Genomic DNA, 16,408 nt, shown 5'->3' with positions numbered 1-16,408 from the left:
TCGTACTCAACAGCGTCAACAACTCAGTAGGGAGCCGGTAATGGCCAAGCGTCTGGATCTCAAGGACGTCAACATCTACTACGGCAAGTTCCACGCCGTCGCCGATGTGGGCCTGTCCGTCCCGCCCCGGAGCGTCACCGCCTTCATCGGCCCGTCCGGTTGCGGCAAGTCCACCGTTCTCCGTTCACTCAATCGCATGCACGAAGTGATTCCCGGTGCGCGCGTCGAGGGTTCGGTGCTGCTCGACGGCGAGGACATCTACGGCTCGAACGTCGATCCGGTCGGTGTTCGCAAGACCATCGGCATGGTGTTCCAGCGACCCAACCCCTTCCCGACCATGTCCATCAAGGACAATGTCGTCGCGGGCTTGAAGTTGCAGGGCGAGCGCAGCAAGAAGAAGCTGGACGAGGTGGCCGAGCGTTCGCTGCGCGGTGCCAACCTGTGGAACGAGGTCAAGGATCGCCTCGACAAGCCCGGTGGCGGCCTCTCAGGCGGTCAGCAGCAGCGTCTGTGCATCGCGCGTGCCATCGCGGTCTCGCCCGACGTCCTGCTCATGGACGAGCCGTGCTCCGCGCTCGACCCGATCTCGACTCTCGCGATCGAAGACCTGATCACCGAGCTGAAGAAGGACTTCACGATCGTCATCGTCACGCACAACATGCAGCAGGCTGCGCGTGTGAGTGACCAGACGGCATTCTTCAACCTCGAGGCAACCGGCAAGCCCGGTCAGCTCGTCGAGATCGACGACACCGAGAAGATCTTCTCGAACCCGACGCAGAAGGCCACCGAGGACTACATCTCCGGCCGCTTCGGATAGGTCCCGGGATCAACCCTGCACGATCATGTTTCACCCCCGTTTCCAACAGGAGACGGGGGTGAAACTTTTTGGTTGTGGTGATAGTTCCCACTCCGGTGCGCAGAGCTGAGCGTCGTTGGGCGCCCGAATAATTCGATGAGCAGCGCAAGTGCGCCGAGTGGGCGCTGAAGTAGCCGACGACGTGAATCTCGTGGATACTGACGACGCTTCGGACAATGCTAATCTCGGCCCGACAGCACGCTGTCGATCGATGTCGTTTCACAACCGGAAGGGCTTGTCAGTGCACCTCACCCCTTCAGATACCGAAAAGCTGCTCCTGAGCGTCGCGGGCATGGTCGCCCGTGACCGCCGCGAGCGCGGGGTACTGCTGAACTACCCCGAAGCGATGGCACTGATCTCGTGCTGGATTCTCGAGCGCGCGCGTGACGGAATGACGGTTGCGGAACTGATGAACGCCGGTCGGCAAGTGCTCACCCGCGACGACGTGATGGAAGGGGTACCCGAGATGATTGCAAACGTCCAGGTGGAGGCCACTTTCCCGGACGGTCGCAAGCTGGTCACCGTGACGGAGCCCATTCGATGATTCCCGGCGAGGTACGTGTGTCCACCGAACCGCTCGAGTTCGGCACGGACGCGGAGAAGATCACGATGGTCGTCGTCAACGACGGCGATCGCCCCATTCAGATCGGTTCACATCTCCACCTTCCCGCGGCCAACCCGGCGTTGACCTTCGATCGCGAAGCGGCAGACGGCTTCCGGCTCGACATCCCCTCGGGAACGTCGGTTCGGTTCGAACCCGGGGTCAGCAGAACGGTGACACTGATCGCGCTCGGCGGACTCAAAAGGGTTCCGGGCCTGCAGATCGTGCCGGACGAAGACCTACCGACACATGCGCGCGAGCCCAAGACCGTCATGCCGTTCGGCACGCCCGGCGTCGAGGTCGAAGAACCTTTGCGAGCGTCCTCGGTGAACGTGCGTGTGAGTGATGTTCCAGTCGAGGCGGATTCACCGGATGACGCCGCGACGACAGTTGAGAGGACAGCCGAATGAGCAGGATCGATCGACGCGGCTACGCCTCCCTGTACGGCCCGACCGCAGGCGACCAGATCCGTTTGGCCGACACAGATCTGTGGATCGAGATCGAGCACGACTACACCGCGACCGGCGACGAGATGGTCTTCGGCGGCGGTAAGAGCATCCGCGAGTCGATGGGCCAGGGCCTGACCACTCGCGACCAGGGCGCTCTCGACGTCGTCATCACCAACACGGTGATTCTCGATCACTGGGGAATCGTCCGGGCAGACGTCGGAATTCGCGACGGACGCATCGTTGCGATCGGCAAGTCCGGTAACCCCGACATCATGGATGGCGTGCACCCCAAGTTGCTCATCGGGCCGAGCACCGACGTGATCGCCGGTGAGGGAAAGATCCTCACCGCGGGTGCGATCGACACTCACGTGCACTTCCTCAGTGAAGTCGAGATGATGGAAGCACTCGCCACTGGTACGACGACCGTGGCGGGCGGCGGAACGGGCCCCACCGAAGGAAGCAAGGCAACCACCGTCACGCCCGGCGCCTGGTCGCTGACGATGATGCACCGCGCCCTCGACCACATCCCGCTCAACGTTCTTCTCCTCGGCAAGGGCAGCACCGTCAGCCATGAGGCCATGCGCCAGGAAGCTCTCGCGGGCGCAGGCGGATTCAAGGTTCACGAGGACTGGGGTTCCACTCCGGCCGCGATCGACGCCGCTCTGCGAGCAGCCGACGAGTTCGGCCTTCAGGTAGCGCTGCACGCCGACAGCCTCAACGAAACCGGTTACGTACAGCACACTTTGGATGCGATCGCCGGACGTGGGATCCACGTGTTCCATGCGGAAGGCGCCGGCGGCGGGCACGCACCGGACATCATCGTGACGGCAGGTGAGCCGAACGTTCTTCCGGCATCGACCAATCCGACGTTGCCGCATACCGTCAACACGGTTGCCGAGCACCTCGACATGCTCATCGTGTGTCATGCGCTCAATCCCCGGGTTCCGGAGGATCTTGCCTTTGCCGAGTCCCGGATCCGGCCGACAACGATTGCCGCAGAAGACTTTCTGCACGACATCGGAGCCATCTCGATCACCTCGTCCGACGCCCAAGCGATGGGCCGTATCGGTGAGGTGACCCTGCGGACATGGCAGGTGGCTCACGTCATGAAGGCCCAGTACGGCAAGCTGGGCACCAGCATGCCGGCCGACAACGAGCGTGCGCGGCGTTACGTCGCCAAGTACACGATCTGCCCCGCGGTGGCGCACGGTATCGATCACGAGATCGGCTCGGTCGAGGCCGGGAAGATGGCGGACCTGGTGCTGTGGGATCCCGCGTTCTTCGGAGTCCGTCCTTCTGCCGTGATCAAGGGCGGGGCGATAGTTGCTGCGCCGCTTGGTGATCCGAATGCTGCTATCCCGACCCCGCAGCCGGTGTTCGTTCGCCCGGCCATCGCGGCGACTCCGGGATCGGCCCCGCACCTGTCCACGACGTTCGTCTCTCCGATGGCCATCGAGGACGGTCTGGCCGACCGTCTCGGTCTCACGCGCACCCTTACCGGTGTTCGTCCGACGAGGCACCTCACCAAGGCGGATATGCCGAACAACACGGCGCTGCCGTCCATCGACGTCGATCCGGAGACGTTTGCCATCAAGGTCAACGGCGACCTGATCGCGCCCAACCCCGTTGACGTAGTGCCGATGGCTCAGCGCTACATGCTGTTCTGAAGTCATGTCGATCGAGACGGCGTCTGCCGAGATAGCATCGATGCTCTTGGCAGACGGGCGTCTGCCTACCGGCGGTCACGCGCACTCGTCGGGGTTGGAACCGGCACTGGCGGGCGGACTCCTGCAGAGTCAGGTCCCTGACTTCATTCGCGGTCGACTCGAAACAGTCGGACTTGTCGAGGCCGCTGCAACGGTGGTCACGCGCCGCTGGGCCGTAAGTGAGGGTAGTGCAGGCGAACTCGAGGACATCTCGAGGGAACTGCTCGCCCGGACTCCCAGCGCACCGCTGCGTGAGGCGTCGATTCAGCTCGGCCGTGGGCTGGCGAGACTGGCGTCGCGATTGTGGCCGCAGCACCCCGCGGTGCAGATGCTCATGGCGCTGCCTGGGCATCCGATGCGTCCGCTCGCGTTGGGCGTCTTCACGGCGGTCTCCGGGATGGACGACCTACAGGCAGCCAGATCTTGTTTGTACGACGACGCCCAAACGGTGGCGTCGGCGGCACTGAAGCTACTGCCGGTGGATCCGGCAGAACCGGTCGAATGGTTGCTCCGAGCAGCCCCGACCATCGAAACCGTCGCCGAGGCTGCCGTAGCCGTCGAGGGCGTCGCAGATATACCCGCAACAACAGGGCCGTTGGTCGAACAATGGTCACTCGAACACCACGCTCGATCCAGGAGGATTTTCCGTGCTTGACAACCTGAACAACACCACCACTGCTGCAAGAGGTTTGAGGCTCGGCGTTGCCGGCCCCGTCGGCACCGGCAAAAGCACCCTCATCGCCACCATCTGCCGCGAACTCGCGGCGGAGTACGAGATCGCGGTGGTCACCAACGACATCTACACCGACGAGGACGCGCGACTGTTGCGCGCGGCCAACGTTCTGCCGATCGAGCGCATCGTCGCAGTCGAGACCGGAGCGTGCCCGCACACGGCTATTCGTGACGACGTCACGCCGAACCTCATTGCGGTCGAAGACCTCGAGCGTCAGTTCCATCCCCTCGACATGGTGATCGTGGAAAGCGGCGGTGACAACCTGACCGCCACGTTCAGTCCGGCACTGGTCGACGCCCAGATCTTCTGCATCGACGTCGCGGGCGGCGGAGACGTCGCCCGCAAGGGCGGTCCCGGAATCGAGCGGGCAGATCTGTTGGTGGTCAACAAGATCGACCTGGCCCCGTACGTCGATGTCGACGCGGTCCAGATGGTTGCCGATGCCACGGCCGCGCGTGACGGACTTCCCGTTCTCGCGCTCAGCCAGAAGGATCACTCAACGATCGACCAGCTCAGTGCGTGGCTCCGCCAGGTCATCGCATCTCATCGCGCGGGTAGTCACACCCCGCAGGATCCGGGGCCGATGGCGCCGCACTTCCATGCCGATGAAGAAGACCACGGTCACGGTCACGGGCACAGCCACTCTCACGCTCACTGATGCGCACTGGAGCTACGCGGGTCGTCGTCGAGAGAGTGGGTGACACCGCTGTTGCGCAAGAGCTGATCTCGGGCGACTTCCTGGCCCCGCGGTTCGTCGACGCTCGCGGGCTCACCGTGCGAATTGCCCTGGTAGGGCACAGCGCAACGCTGTTGGCCGGCGACGACCTACGTATCGAGTTCGTGGTCGCACCCGGTACGTGTCTCGAGGTGATCGAGCCGTCCGGGACCGTCGCGTACAACGCACGCGGTGGCCGGGCGTCGTGGTCGGCTTCGGCGAGCGTCGGTGCCGGTGCGGCGCTGATCTGGCGTGCGGCACCGTTTGTCGTCGCCGGCGGCGCGGATGTGACCAGGCGCGTGGATATTTCACTGGAATCCGATGCCGTTGCGCTGCTCGACGAGATGATCGTATTCGGCCGGACCGGCGAAACCGGCGGTGCGCTTCGCTCGGATCAGCGCATTACCGTCGACGGTGACGCGCTGCTCGTGGAAACTCTCGACCTGCGTAGCGTTCCTGGCCGTTCGCTGCCGGGAATTCTCGGTGGCCATCGCGTGCTCGGTACGACCATGCTGTTGGGGATCAAGACTTCCGACGACGTCGAAGGGCACGTGACGCCGCTGGCGGGAGCAGGGATGCTGGCACGGGCCGTGGCCGATCACGCACACGAGGCGAGCGCAGCGTTGGATCCGATCTGGTCGCGGTGGCGTGGGCGGGTTTCGCAGAAGTACAGCGACTGATTCGCCCGACCGTCACACTTCGGGAGGCTGCGTCGTCCAGTATGTGACCAGGCCGAAGAGAGCCGGGCGCACGGGTTTGACGGAGGCATCATGCGAATTGTTGTTCTGGGCGGAACCGGCCAGATGGGAAAGCTGGTCGTCGAGCAGGCGAAAATCGGGGGCCATGACGTCGTCGCCGCCGCTCGATCGACGGGAGTCGACATCTCCACGGGTGCGGGGTTGGACGAAGCATTTGTCGGTGCCGACGTGGTCGTCGACGTGAGTGATCACGTCACCAACAGTGCGAGGAAGGCAATCGAGTTCTTCGAGGCGGCAGCGAAGAACATCGCCGCGGCCGAAGCCAGAGCAGGCGTTAAGCATCACGTGCTGCTCTCGATCGTGAACTGCGACGATCCGCGATTGAAGTCCTTCGGTTACTACCAGGGGAAGGCTGCGCAGGAACGCGCGGTGGAAGCGTCGAGTATTCCCTTCACGATCCTGCGATCCACTCAGTGGTTCGAGTTCGGCGAGAAGACGATCGCGCTGTTCGGACTGGGGCCGATCGCGATGGTTCCTCGGATGCGGTCACAACCGGTGGCAGCGAAGACCGTTGCCGAGGCGCTCGTGACCTGCGCTCAGAACGGTCCGACCGGGAGGGCTCCGGACCTGGCCGGGCCCGAGGTCCTCGAGATCCCGGCCATGACGCGCGAGATCTTGAAATACCGTGGCCGACGTAAGTGGCTGATCCCGATCTCGATGCCGGGAGCGGGTAAGGCGATGAAGGGTGGGGCGTTGCTGCCCGCGCCGGGATCCACAACTGCAGGACCCACGTTGGAAACCTGGTTGCACGAGAACTGAATAGGAAAGGCGGCCGCGCAAGTGCGCGGCCGCCTTTTACTCACGTGGACGGTTGGGTTCAGAGATCCGGGTACGAGGTGAGGTTGTCGACCTTCTCGGTGGTTTCGGGCTCTTCGGGCAGCTTGCCGGTCACCAGGAAGATGACACGTCGGCCGACCTCGACGGCGTGGTCGGCGAATCGCTCGTAGAAGCGGCCGAGCAGCGTGACGTCGACTGCGGCGGCAACGCCGTGCTTCCACTCACGGTCCATGAGGACGGTGAAGAGGTGGCGGTGGAGGTCGTCCATCGCTTCGTCTTCTTCGCGCAGACGGGCAGCGCGCTCGGGGTCGCGGGTCTCGAGGACGACCTTGGCGGCCGCACCGATGGAGACAGCGATGCGTCCCATCTCGGCGAAGTAGCCGTTGACCTCTTCAGGAAGCACGTGGTTGGGATGTCGGCGGCGCGCGATCTTGGCGACGTGCAGGGCGAGTGCGCCCATGCGGTCGATGTCGGCGACGATCTGGATTCCGCTGACCACCGAGCGCAGATCTCCGGCAACGGGAGCCTGCAAGGCGAGCAACGCAAACGCGCGCTCCTCGCAGATGGTGCTGAGTTCGGTGATCTTGTCGTGTTCGCCGATTACTTGTTCTGCCAGGGACAGGTCTGCCTGGAGCAGGGACTGGGTGGCGCGCTCCATAGCGGCACCTGCCAGTCCTGCCATCTCGCCGAGCGTGTCTGCAAGCTCGGTCATCTGTTCGTTGTAAGCCACGCGCATGAGGTCAGAGCCTACGTGCCGTGAAAGACCAAGTCACAAGCACCAGGTGAACGCAAGGTGAATGAACGCGTGTCAGTCGCAGGTGGTGTCGCCGGCGTTGACGCTGGCGATGTCGGCGGGCAGAGCCGTCGAGGTGCTGGTGTCGACCGACGTCGGATTTGCCGCCAGGATGGTTCCCGGGTCCGCGGGGGCGACGACGGTGCCGGCGAAATTGCTTCCGACGACGACCTCGATCATGTCTCCCATGCTCGGAGCGAGAACCAGAACCGCGCCGGGAATCGACGACGCGACGGTCACCGCTTCAGCCTCGTAACCTGCGGCGTAGCGCACGACGGTGGTCGACGCTTGAGCATTCGCCAGGCCGGTGGCTGCGCTGAAGTTACCGACTGTGGAGATCTGGAAACCGTAAGCCGCGAGGCTGTCGGCGATTGTCGCGGCCTGCCCGGCGATTCCCGAGGCGTTGGAGACGTCGACCGAGATGTTGTAGGCGCTCATTGCCTCGACGGAAGTGGCGGCCGGCGGCGTGCTGGACGTAGGAGCGGTTGTCGTGGAACTGGTCGACGACGGTGTGGTGTCCTCGCGCTCTTCGCCCGGAAGCGGATCGTCGTCGATGATCGCCTGGAAGAGGGACTTGATCTCGTCCGTGCGAGGAATCTCGTTGCCCCAGTCGTTGGTGCCGTCCGTGGGGACCGTCAAGAACGTGACCGCGCCTGCGTCGACGTTCTGGAGCGAGCGACCGAGGGTGACCAGTGACTTGGTGTCGATGTTTTCGACGAACGTGTCGCTGGTGAAGGCGTTGATGAATCCGTTGAGCTTGCTCGGATTCAGGAGGACCTGGTTGGACAGGGCCGAGCGGAGCAGCGCCGACAGGAACTTCTGCTGACGGGTGATGCGCCCGTAGTCGCCGTTGCCCTCGGCTTCGACGTGGCGAGCACGCACGTAGTTGAGGGCGGTACGGCCGTCGAGCATCTGCGTGCCGCCGGAGGCGAGGACGGTTCCGAGGATGCCGTCTTCGATCGGTCCGGGGGAGCAGACGTTCACACCGCCGACGGTGTCGACCATGCGCTCGAAACCGGCGAAGTCCATTCCGACGAAGTGCCCGATTTTCAGGCCGGACATCTTCTGGATGACCTTGACCAGGCATTTGGGGCCACCGAGTGCGTATGTCGCATTGAGTTTGTCGCCGCTCGCTGCCGGGAAGGTTTCGCTGGTGTACTTGCCGGCGTCGTTGTCCCATCCCTGACAGATCGGACGTTCGACGTCGAGGTCACGCGGGAAGGAGACGGCGACGACGCGGCTTCGGTCGGCGGGAATGTTCACCAGCATGACCGTGTCGGCTCGGGCGCCTTCGGCGTCTTCGACGGTTCCGGCGCCGATCTCACCGCTCGCACCGGCGCGGGTATCGGTGCCGATGATCAGGTACGTCTCGTCGCCGAGTTGACCACCGGCGTCGATGATGTCGTCGGACTCGGTGTCGAGTGCCGCAATCTGATCGAATCCGCCTTCGACCGAGCGCAGATAGCCCCACACGACGCCGGTCAATGCGAGAGACATGACGGCCAGGAACGCTACTGCCGATCGGCCGATCACTTTTGCGCGATGGCGGCGGCGAATCTTGCTTTGCGCCAGACGAGTGGCGCCGGTGTCACCGACTACCCGCGGCACTGCGGAGGTGACGGGATGTTCTTCGGTGATCCAGTCCGCAGCGGCGGGCGGAACGGTCGGACGGGCGGGAATCGGCCGGGCGGGGGGCGGCGACGACGCTGCTGAAGATTGAGTCTTGGGTGGTACGGATTTGTTCGGCGCCGGCTTGGGCGGCGTAGCCGGGGCTGGTGGCGGCTTCTTGTCGCCTACCCGACGGACCAACTCGGCGACCGAAACAGAGTCGTCGGTCGGAGGCGAGTCCCGTCGCCCGGTACGTCCACTGCTGCGACGCTCCGGGGGACTGGGTGGTTGCGGTGTTGGTCGCTGGGGTGTGGCAGGGCGCTGGGGCGTTGCCGGTTGGTCCGGTCGGGCGTTGCGGAAGCGCTTGTCTGCGAGCGGACGTTCCCAGGGGGCGCGGCTCTCGGGCGGAGGTGGGCCCGAATCGTGATCATCACCCACCGATGCAACCTGTCCCGTCGTCGACTGTCAGTAACTCGTCATTCAGATGCCGGCGTCAACCGGTTGTCGACGAAGCTGGAGCCATATTACTGGTGAATCCTGAGTGCTTCACTCAGAAAGTGATGTGAGTAATCCGACGGCGTGTTTTCGCTAGCCACCAGAGTGCATCATGTCAGCTCCCACCGGCACAAGGTCGTCTTCGGGATCGTCGAGCCAACCTTCCGGGAGTGCTACCTGACCGGGTGAGCCTTGGCGTCCGCGCGGGCCTTCGGCGTCCTTGGGGAACGGGACGTCGTGGTCGAGCTGTCCGAGCAGATCGTCCAGTTCGGACAACGTGCTGACCAGAGCCATCGAGACCCGCAGATCCGATCCGACCGGGAACCCACGCATGTACCAGGAGACGTGCTTGCGAAGTTCGCGCAGACCCTTCATTTCACCGTGATGTGCGGCGAGCAGTTGGGCGTGACGGGCGATGATCTTGGTGACTTCGCCGAGCGTCGGCGGCGTGGCGATCTGTTGTCCGTTGAGAGCTGCGCTGAGTTCCGCGAACAGCCATGGCCGTCCGAGGCAGCCTCGTCCGACGACGACGCCGTCGCAGCCGGTCTCGTTCATCATGCGGGCAGCATCCGAGGCGTCGAAGATGTCGCCGTTGCCGAGGATCGGCACGTCGGTGACGTGTTCCTTGAGGCGCGTGATCTCGTTCCAGTCAGCAGTGCCGGAGTAGCGCTGCGACGCGGTACGTGCGTGAAGTGCGACGGCAGCGGCGCCTTCAGCTGCCGCGATCCGGCCGGCGTCGAGGTGCGTGTGATGTTCGGGGTCGATGCCGACGCGCATCTTGACGGTGACCGGAATGTCGGTGCCTTCGGTGGCGCGCACGGCTGCCGCGACGATCTGACCGAACAGTCGACGCTTGTACGGTAGAGCCGATCCGCCGCCCTTGCGGGTCACCTTGGGTACCGGGCAGCCGAAGTTCATGTCGATGTGATCGGCCATGTTCTCGTCGACGATCATCTTGGCCGCGGCGTAAGTCGTATCCGGGTCGACGGTGTACAGCTGCAGCGACCTGGGCGTTTCGGTCGGACCGAACGTGGTCATGTGCATCGTGGCGGGTTGGCGTTCGACGAGCGCGCGGGCGGTGACCATCTCGCAGACGTAGAGCCCGGACGTGCTGCCTGCACGTTCGAGTTCGAGTTCACGGCACAGCGTGCGGAAGGCGACGTTGGTGACGCCCGCCATGGGTGCGAGGACCACGGGGCTGTGCAGCTCGAGTGAACCGATACGAAGGGATGACATGTCTACCTCTGAACAAATACTTGTGACAATTGGAAGTGCCCGGTACCGAATCCGGTACCGGGCACAGAATAGCTGGTGAAACTAAGAAGCCTGCTGTTCGCGCTTGGCGGCTTCGCGTGCGAGCATGCGATCGCGCTGTTCCTCGAACTTCGTCGCGTTGGCGGCGAGTGTCTCGAGGAAGGCCGCCAACTCTTCGCGCGTGTTCTCGCCTTCGGCGCTGAAATCGTTGCGCTCGAAGATGTTCCACTTGCGCAGGACAGGCCAGACGACCTCGTCGAGGTGCTGGCGAAGGTCGTAGATGCCGTGCTTGGCCATGAGGGCGCCGTTGCGGCGGAAGTTCGGCATGCCGGCACCGGGCATCTGGAAGTTCTGGACGATGTTCGCCACAGCCTTGAGCGCCTGATCGGGAGCAAGATCGAGCGCGGCGGCGCAGATGTTGCGGTAGAAGATCATGTGCAGGTTCTCGTCGGCGGCGATGCGCTGAAGCATCTTGTCGGCAATCGGCTCGTCGCAGGCCTTGCCGGTGTTGCGGTGGCTGACGCGCGTCGCGAGTTCCTGGAAGGTCACGTAGGCGACCGAGTGCAGCAGGCCGGCGTCGCCCTCGTCGATGGGTGCGCTGTAACCGTTTGTCATGTGTTCCATGCGGAAGCGCTCGAGCTCGACGGGGTCGACTGCGCGCGTGACGACGAGGTAGTCACGCATCACGATGCCGTGGCGGTTCTCCTCGGCGGTCCACCGGCCGACCCACGTTCCCCAGGCACCGTCCTGCGAAAAGTTCTCGGCGATCTCACGGTGGTACGACGGCAGGTTGTCCTCGGTGAGCAGGTTGGTGATCATCGCGGCGCGAGCTACCTCGCCGAGTTGTGACTGTTCGAGACTCCAGTCTTCGCCACCCATGGCTGCGAAATTACGGCCCTCGTCCCACGGAACGTAGTCGTGTGGATGCCATTCCTTGGCCATGGAGATGTGGCGGTTGACGTTCTCCTCGGCAACCGGCTGCAGCTCTTGTAGCAGCTCCAGCTGCGTCAGAATCCTCGTCATTTCTTGCCTCCATGTTGAGTGAATGCGCGACTTCGCCCCAGCCTACGGCACCGTAGGTTTGAAAAGAATGGCATGAAAATTGCTCCCCTCGAGGGATGTTACCGATCCGTAGTTATCCGGGGGCACTTTCACTACCAAGTCGTTCTTTCGACGTAGTCGCGGAAAGTCCGGGCGGGATCGGACAGCTCGCGGCTCTTCGACCAGATCAGCCCTATTTTTCGCTGTGCTCCTTCGATCGGTACGTAGACGACTCCTTCGGCCCAGATCGGTGGATCCTGAACCGGCATGACCGAGACACCGAAGGACGCGGAGACCAGTCCGCCGACCGTTGCCAGCTCGCTGCTCTCGAAGACGAAATTCGGAGTGAATCCTGCGGCCGCGCACAGTTCATCGAGAATTCTTCGCATCCCGAAGTTCGGATGCATACCGATGAACGGTTCGTCGGCCGCGTCCGCAAGCTCGACCGAATGCAACTTCGCAAAGCGATGATCAGCCGGAACAGCCAATGCCAGTGACTGCTGGGCGATCTGCATCCACGCCACCTGCGGATCGCGCGGCTGAGGCGAGACGACGGCCAGGTCGGACGTGCCGGCGGCGATTCTGTCGACCAGGAACTGCGCGCTGTCCTGATGCAGTTCGAATCGCACTCCGGGATGCTCGACGCGGTATCCGCGCAGCATGTGCGGCACCAACCAGGTGCCGAACGAGTGGAGGAAGTCGAGCCGGACCGTGCCGCTCTCGGGGCTCGCCAGCGACTGGATTTCGGTCTGCGCGGCGTCGAGGGCACGCAGTGCGATGCGAGCATGTCGATAGAGGATCTCGCCGTACCGGTTCAGTTCGAGTCGGCGTCCCTGACGGTCGAAGAGTGTCACGCCGATCTGTCGTTCGAGACGTGCGAGTTTGCGCGAAAGGGTCGGCTGCGACAGGTGAGTCAGATCCGCGGTAGCGGTCACCTGTTGGGTTTCGGCGAGCACGACAAACCATTCGAGGTCTTCGGTCAGCATCACGAACCCAATCTATATACCCGCAGAGCATATAGAACACCAAGTTTATGCATTTTCTTTTGCCAAGTCGGGGCGGGAGGATTCTTGCCGGAGGTAAGTGATGCCTGGAGGTACGTGGTGACTGTCGAGAATGTGATCGAATCCGAAGTGATGCCGCTTCGCCGCGGAACATCGGGATATCGAACCGTGACCGTTGCGTTGTTCGCGGCCGGGCTGTCGACGTTCATCTCGATGTACGCGGCACAGGCGTTGCTGCCTGCGTTCGCCGAAGACTTCCACGTCTCGCCTGCGGTGTCTGCGCTGTCCGTCTCGGCGACGACGGGCATGTTGGCGTTGGCAATCATTCCGGCCAGTGCGCTCTCCGAGCGGTTCGGTCGCACGCGGGTGATGATCGCGTCGGCGTCGGCGTCCTGTGTGATCGGTTTACTTCTGCCGCTGAGTCCGACGATCGAGGTTCTGCTGGTCGGACGCGCAGCACAAGGATTGGCTCTGGCCGGTGTCCCGGCGGTGGCGATGGCCTATCTGGCCGAGGAGGTCGATCGGAAGGACCTCGGTGCAGCGATGGGAAGGTACGTCGCCGGCACGACGATCGGTGGGCTGATCGGACGGCTCGTGCCGTCGGCCGTTGTCGATTTCAGTACGTGGCGTTGGGCGCTGTTGACTGCGTCCGCGCTGTCGGCATTGTTCGCGCTCAACATGATCCGGCGGCTTCCCGCGTCGAAGTTCTTTCGCCCGCAACCGATATCGGCGCGCACGATCGCGTCGAATCTACGACGCCACCTTGCGAACCCGTCGCTGCGAACACTCTTCGCTTTGGGATTCATCCTGATGGGCGGCTTCGTGTCGATTTACAACTTCCTCGGGTTTCGGCTCACGGCAGCACCTTTCGGCCTTCCTGAAGCGCTTGTGGGCCTGGTGTTCCTTTTCTACCTTGCCGGAACTTTCACCTCGGCGGTAGCCGGCGGGGCCTCTGACCGACTGGGTAGGCGCAGCGTGCTGCTCGGGTCGGTTGTCGTCATCGGTATCGGCCTGGCACTGACCGTTCCGGACAATCTGGCGTTGACGCTCGTGGGGATGCTGCTCTTCACCGGAGGATTCTTCGCCGCACATTCGGTGGCCAGCGGTTGGGTGGGGCTGATCGCTACCGATCACCGGGCCGAGGCGTCGGCGTTGTATCTGTTTGCCTACTACGCGGGTTCGTCCGTGGCGGGCGCCCTCGCGGGTCTTGCATACGCGGGTGGCGGTTGGGTCGGGGTCAGTACTTTTGTGGGCGCGCTGCTGTTGGTTGCGTTTGCCTTGTCACTGAGGATGTTTCGATCTTCGACGATTGACTGAACAGAGCACTGCGGCGACCCCGAACGGGATCGCCGCAGTGCGAATCTGTCGAGCGTCTTACTTCTTGCCGCCGCCGAGGAGGCCGCCGAGCAGGTCTCCGAGGCCGCCGCCACCGGATCCACCCAGGATGCCGCCGAGTGCGCCGCCGATGCCGCCGCCGGAATTGCCGCCGCCGCCGAGAATTCCGCCGAGGAGATCCCCGAGCCCGCCGCCACCGGAGGCCTGAGTCTGCGCGCCGGCACCGCCACCGGTGAACTGCTTGGCGAGGTAGGCCAGGACGATGGGAGCGAGGATCGGCAGCAACTGCTTCACCAGATCGTTTCCACCGCCGCCACCGACACCGCCGAGTGCGCTGGCGACCTGATCGGTGTTGCCGCCGAAGATGTTCGAGACGATCTTCTGACCGTCAGCGGTGTCGACTTTGCTGATGTCGACGCCGTCGTCGAGAAGGCTGGTGTCGGCGTGAGACTGCAACGCGCTTTCCAGCGAGGCTGCACCGGCGGGATCCTGCGCGTTGGCGCCGAGGCCACCGACGAGGGTCGGAAGTGCAGTCTTGACCGCCGATTCGGCAGTTGCCTGGTCGACGCCGAGTTGCTGCGCGATCTGGTCGATGGGGATCTGGGATAGAAGGTCGTCAAGCGATGCCATTGATGCCCTACCTCTTCTGGGGTACTACTCGTCAGTACCCGGCTGTTGCAGACACTAGTGAATGTCGGCGTCGACGGTAACCCTCCGGTTGCCGAGCGGTCAGGCTCGGGTCTTCTCGCGGGGGACCAGGCACGCTAGGAGAGCGAGAATCAGTCCGCCGGCCGTCAGAATGAATCCTGTCTGATTTGTCAGGATCGTGGAGTAGTTTTCCCTGATGACATTGTCGAACTGATCGTTCACGCGGTAGTAGAACGTGCCAAGAGTCCCCAATCCCACGATAATTCCGATCCATGCTGCGATGCGAGAACCGAACAATGCGGCGATCAGAATCAATACGGCGGCGGCGAGCAGAAGTATCGCCATCGACCGGTAGAAGGTCACGGACTGATCGCCGAGTTGCTCGATTGCCCACCCGGCCGGAAAGCCGTCCCGCAGGTCCTCGAGGCGAACGTTGTCGGGTTTGACCCCGGCCAGTACGTACATGAACGAGCCGACGGCAACGGCGATTCCACAAATGAGCAGAACGAGATGAACTAACGTGCGCATGCCAGTCTCCCTGTGTTCGGAGTTCGGTGACGCGGTCGTCGCCGAGCCTAGCTGTGTCGCGGGTGTCAAGCTCGGTACCGGGCGTGCAGAATCGTCTCCATGCCCGACAACATGCGTCGACTCGAAGAGATCTCGCTGTCGCTGCCGGAAGCGGAGCGCGTCGACATCGAAGCGTGGGACGGCCACCCGACGTTCCGGGTCCGCGGCAAGAACTTCGTGTTCTGCAACGTCGAAGCCACCTCCTTGACCGTCAAGCTGAGCAAGGAGGAAGCCGAAGCGGTGGTGGCCACCGAACCAGGCGCAAGTGCTGCGGGCTATGGACTCGGTCGACACGGGTGGGTTGCACTCGACATCGGCACCGACGTTTCCGAGGAGAAATGGTCGCAACTGGAGGAGTGGATCTACACCTCGTTCACCCTCGTTGCGCCGAAGCGGCTTGCCCGGATCGTTCTCGATGCGGATGAGGAACGCCCGTAACGGATAGATTCGTCAGTACAGACGCCGACTAGACGAGGAATTGTCATGACGACACCGGAAACTTCACCGGCCACCGCAAAACCGGGCATGCCGCCGTGGGCGAAGAAGGCCATCGGGATCGCAGTGATGGCGGTGGTCCTGGTCATCGCTTACTTCATCCTTGCCGCCTTCCTTCCGCGTTGGTGGGCGCAGCGCATTGCGTCGTTGGCGAACGGCAGTTTCAGCGCCGGAATCGCGTGGGGGCTGCTGTTCGGTCTCGTGTGCACCCTGGTCCCGCTCATCTTCTTCCGGGCGGTCTGGCAGGTGCGCAAGCGCAAGCATGCTCGAATCATGCAGATCACGGCTCTCGCGTTGGGTGTGATCTTCGCGCTGCCGAATCTGCTCTCTCTGACAGTTGTTCTCGGCAACAACAACGCTGCGCATGCGGGCGAGCGGATCCTCGACGTCGACGGCCCCGGATTCCGCGGAGCATCCGTTGTCGGTGCCGTCCTGGGCGTTGCGTTGTTCCTTGGACTGGTCGCGCTCGGCTACATGTACAAAAAGCGTGGAAAGGATCTCGACAAGATGCGCGGTGAGCTCAAGCAGCACGAGCCGCAGAGCAAGGGCGAGGCTCCGGCTCCGGAAATCTGA

18 protein-coding genes are annotated in these 16,408 nt (G+C 63.5%); 11 read left to right on the top strand and 7 right to left on the bottom strand.

Annotated elements, in window-relative coordinates; translation table 11 throughout:
• Window positions 1-40 precede the first annotated feature (40 nt).
• From pstB to AC1Q6C_RS03710, 8 genes are all read left to right on the top strand, one after another.
• A complete protein-coding gene (pstB, locus tag AC1Q6C_RS03745) occupies window positions 41-817 on the top strand; it encodes a phosphate ABC transporter ATP-binding protein PstB (RefSeq protein WP_003939968.1) in 777 nt (258 codons plus the stop codon).
• Between the two features lie 280 nt (window positions 818-1,097).
• Window positions 1,098-1,400 (top strand): urease subunit gamma, encoded by a 303-nt coding sequence (gene ureA, locus AC1Q6C_RS03740; protein WP_003939800.1) that lies wholly within the window; start codon window positions 1,098-1,100, stop codon window positions 1,398-1,400.
• The gene (ureB, locus tag AC1Q6C_RS03735; RefSeq protein WP_007733849.1) at window positions 1,397-1,867 is read left to right on the top strand and encodes an urease subunit beta; all 471 of its coding nucleotides are present in this window, start codon (window positions 1,397-1,399) and stop codon (window positions 1,865-1,867) included. Before ureA ends, ureB begins: the two co-directional genes overlap by 4 nt.
• Entirely contained in the window at window positions 1,864-3,573 is a 1,710-nt protein-coding gene (locus AC1Q6C_RS03730) for an urease subunit alpha (RefSeq protein ID WP_007733854.1), read from the top strand. Before ureB ends, AC1Q6C_RS03730 begins: the two co-directional genes overlap by 4 nt.
• A 4-nt stretch (window positions 3,574-3,577) precedes the next feature.
• A complete protein-coding gene (locus tag AC1Q6C_RS03725; protein ID WP_492666383.1) occupies window positions 3,578-4,267 on the top strand; it encodes an urease accessory protein UreF in 690 nt (229 codons plus the stop codon).
• Entirely contained in the window at window positions 4,260-5,003 is a 744-nt protein-coding gene (gene ureG, locus AC1Q6C_RS03720) for an urease accessory protein UreG (protein WP_003939705.1), read from the top strand. The genes AC1Q6C_RS03725 and ureG overlap by 8 nt, the downstream gene beginning before the upstream one ends.
• Entirely contained in the window at window positions 5,003-5,740 is a 738-nt protein-coding gene (locus tag AC1Q6C_RS03715; RefSeq protein WP_492666382.1) for an urease accessory protein UreD, read from the top strand. The genes ureG and AC1Q6C_RS03715 overlap by 1 nt, the downstream gene beginning before the upstream one ends.
• A gap of 90 nt (window positions 5,741-5,830) precedes the next feature.
• Window positions 5,831-6,577 (top strand): SDR family oxidoreductase, encoded by a 747-nt coding sequence (locus AC1Q6C_RS03710; RefSeq protein WP_492666381.1) that lies wholly within the window; start codon window positions 5,831-5,833, stop codon window positions 6,575-6,577.
• Between the two features lie 58 nt (window positions 6,578-6,635).
• Here the strand turns inward: AC1Q6C_RS03710 and phoU are convergent, their stop codons facing one another.
• The 5 genes from phoU to AC1Q6C_RS03685 all read right to left on the bottom strand — a co-directional run bounded on the left by phoU (window position 6,636) and on the right by AC1Q6C_RS03685 (window position 12,775).
• The gene (gene phoU, locus AC1Q6C_RS03705) at window positions 6,636-7,331 is read right to left on the bottom strand and encodes a phosphate signaling complex protein PhoU (RefSeq protein WP_003940130.1); all 696 of its coding nucleotides are present in this window, start codon (window positions 7,329-7,331) and stop codon (window positions 6,636-6,638) included.
• A gap of 72 nt (window positions 7,332-7,403) precedes the next feature.
• On the bottom strand, window positions 7,404-9,434 hold the full coding sequence (locus AC1Q6C_RS03700) for an LCP family protein (protein WP_042451384.1): 2,031 nt from the start codon (window positions 9,432-9,434) through the stop codon (window positions 7,404-7,406).
• A gap of 150 nt (window positions 9,435-9,584) precedes the next feature.
• Window positions 9,585-10,727, bottom strand: coding sequence for a tRNA dihydrouridine synthase DusB (gene dusB / locus AC1Q6C_RS03695; protein ID WP_003939756.1), 1,143 nt, complete (start codon window positions 10,725-10,727; stop codon window positions 9,585-9,587).
• A gap of 81 nt (window positions 10,728-10,808) precedes the next feature.
• Window positions 10,809-11,768, bottom strand: a complete 960-nt coding sequence (locus AC1Q6C_RS03690; RefSeq protein WP_003940492.1) for an acyl-ACP desaturase — start codon at window positions 11,766-11,768, stop codon at window positions 10,809-10,811.
• A gap of 131 nt (window positions 11,769-11,899) precedes the next feature.
• A complete protein-coding gene (locus AC1Q6C_RS03685; RefSeq protein WP_081377546.1) occupies window positions 11,900-12,775 on the bottom strand; it encodes a LysR family transcriptional regulator in 876 nt (291 codons plus the stop codon).
• A gap of 147 nt (window positions 12,776-12,922) precedes the next feature.
• On the opposite strand from AC1Q6C_RS03685, the gene AC1Q6C_RS03680 reads away from it, so the two are divergent.
• Window positions 12,923-14,107, top strand: a complete 1,185-nt coding sequence (locus AC1Q6C_RS03680) for an MFS transporter (protein WP_167349871.1) — start codon at window positions 12,923-12,925, stop codon at window positions 14,105-14,107.
• 57 nt (window positions 14,108-14,164) lie between these two features.
• Here the strand turns inward: AC1Q6C_RS03680 and AC1Q6C_RS03675 are convergent, their stop codons facing one another.
• Together AC1Q6C_RS03675 and AC1Q6C_RS03670 are read right to left on the bottom strand one after the other, a co-directional pair.
• A complete protein-coding gene (locus tag AC1Q6C_RS03675) occupies window positions 14,165-14,755 on the bottom strand; it encodes a DUF937 domain-containing protein (protein ID WP_003940105.1) in 591 nt (196 codons plus the stop codon).
• Window positions 14,756-14,854: 99 nt separating this feature from the next.
• Window positions 14,855-15,301 (bottom strand): hypothetical protein, encoded by a 447-nt coding sequence (locus tag AC1Q6C_RS03670; protein WP_003939955.1) that lies wholly within the window; start codon window positions 15,299-15,301, stop codon window positions 14,855-14,857.
• Between the two features lie 99 nt (window positions 15,302-15,400).
• Between AC1Q6C_RS03670 and AC1Q6C_RS03665 the strand changes: the two genes are divergently transcribed.
• On the top strand, window positions 15,401-15,778 hold the full coding sequence (locus AC1Q6C_RS03665; protein ID WP_007733864.1) for an MmcQ/YjbR family DNA-binding protein: 378 nt from the start codon (window positions 15,401-15,403) through the stop codon (window positions 15,776-15,778).
• A gap of 45 nt (window positions 15,779-15,823) precedes the next feature.
• On the top strand, window positions 15,824-16,408 hold the full coding sequence (locus AC1Q6C_RS03660) for a hypothetical protein (RefSeq protein ID WP_003940111.1): 585 nt from the start codon (window positions 15,824-15,826) through the stop codon (window positions 16,406-16,408).

The sequence above is a fragment of the Rhodococcus sp. MT28 genome, assembly GCF_058792695.1.
The sequence above is the reverse complement of the archived record's forward strand: the minus strand, read 5'-3'. Positions and strand labels throughout refer to the sequence as shown.

Coding starts and splice junctions, on each gene's coding strand:
- dusB (WP_003939756.1), bottom strand. CDS start 10,727: ATGTCATCCCTTCGTATCGGTTCACTCGAGCTGCACAGCCCCGTGGTC.
- AC1Q6C_RS03730 (WP_007733854.1), top strand. CDS start 1,864: ATGAGCAGGATCGATCGACGCGGCTACGCCTCCCTGTACGGCCCGACC.
- AC1Q6C_RS03670 (WP_003939955.1), bottom strand. CDS start 15,301: ATGCGCACGTTAGTTCATCTCGTTCTGCTCATTTGTGGAATCGCCGTT.
- AC1Q6C_RS03660 (WP_003940111.1), top strand. CDS start 15,824: ATGACGACACCGGAAACTTCACCGGCCACCGCAAAACCGGGCATGCCG.
- AC1Q6C_RS03675 (WP_003940105.1), bottom strand. CDS start 14,755: ATGGCATCGCTTGACGACCTTCTATCCCAGATCCCCATCGACCAGATC.
- AC1Q6C_RS03680 (WP_167349871.1), top strand. CDS start 12,923: ATGCCGCTTCGCCGCGGAACATCGGGATATCGAACCGTGACCGTTGCG.
- AC1Q6C_RS03725 (WP_492666383.1), top strand. CDS start 3,578: ATGTCGATCGAGACGGCGTCTGCCGAGATAGCATCGATGCTCTTGGCA.
- phoU (WP_003940130.1), bottom strand. CDS start 7,331: ATGCGCGTGGCTTACAACGAACAGATGACCGAGCTTGCAGACACGCTC.
- AC1Q6C_RS03715 (WP_492666382.1), top strand. CDS start 5,003: ATGCGCACTGGAGCTACGCGGGTCGTCGTCGAGAGAGTGGGTGACACC.
- ureB (WP_007733849.1), top strand. CDS start 1,397: ATGATTCCCGGCGAGGTACGTGTGTCCACCGAACCGCTCGAGTTCGGC.
- AC1Q6C_RS03690 (WP_003940492.1), bottom strand. CDS start 11,768: ATGACGAGGATTCTGACGCAGCTGGAGCTGCTACAAGAGCTGCAGCCG.
- AC1Q6C_RS03665 (WP_007733864.1), top strand. CDS start 15,401: ATGCCCGACAACATGCGTCGACTCGAAGAGATCTCGCTGTCGCTGCCG.
- AC1Q6C_RS03710 (WP_492666381.1), top strand. CDS start 5,831: ATGCGAATTGTTGTTCTGGGCGGAACCGGCCAGATGGGAAAGCTGGTC.
- pstB (WP_003939968.1), top strand. CDS start 41: ATGGCCAAGCGTCTGGATCTCAAGGACGTCAACATCTACTACGGCAAG.